The organism is Rothia sp. HMSC071F11, from assembly GCF_001809115.1.
In the GTDB taxonomy this organism is placed as follows: Bacteria; Actinomycetota; Actinomycetes; order Actinomycetales; family Micrococcaceae; genus Rothia; species Rothia dentocariosa.
The window spans coordinates 337894-338518 of sequence record NZ_KV795730.1; the positions used below are offsets into that span (position 1 = coordinate 337894).

The following is a 625-nucleotide window of genomic DNA, read 5'->3' on the forward strand; positions in this document are numbered from 1 at the left end:
GTAAACATGGTCACGAAGGGGCTCTTGGCCGGATTAATTTCACGCCAGGGGTTTACCATCAGAATAACGATCAGGGCACCCACATAGAAAATGAGAATACGAACCGGCACTGAGTTAATAGCCTTCGGCAGAGTCACCATGGGGTTCTGGGTTTCGGCGGCGGTAGTACCTACCAGCTCGGAGCCCATAAAGGCGAAGACCGCGATCTGGAAGGCGCCTAAGAATCCGGTGGCACCGTTGGGGAAGAATCCGCCATCGTTCCACAGGTTGGCTACCTGAGCATGAGCACCGCTGGGTGTCGTGAAGCTCGTAGCAACCATAATGGCACCCACGATAATGAGGGCGCAGATGGCAACAATCTTAATCATGGCGAACCAGAACTCGATCTCACCGAAATTCTTCACCGAGGGCAGATTCAGCGCCAGCAGCGCAATAATCACGGCGAGTGCTGGAACCGCTTTCGGTAAATCGGGCCACCACAGCTCGGTATAGCCCACGATTGCGATAATATCTGCGACCGCGGTGACTACCCACATAAACCAGTACGACCATCCGAGGAAAAACCCCGCGGGGCGCCCGATCAGGTCGGTGGCAAAGTCTGAGAATGACTTATATTTCAGGTTTG

Annotated in this window: 1 protein-coding gene; it reads right to left on the minus strand. The window is 54.2% G+C overall.

Annotated features, from left to right (window positions below; genetic code table 11):
* Nucleotides 1-625: amino acid permease (locus tag HMPREF2554_RS02455; protein WP_141744361.1), on the minus strand; the 625-nt coding region annotated here is incomplete at both ends.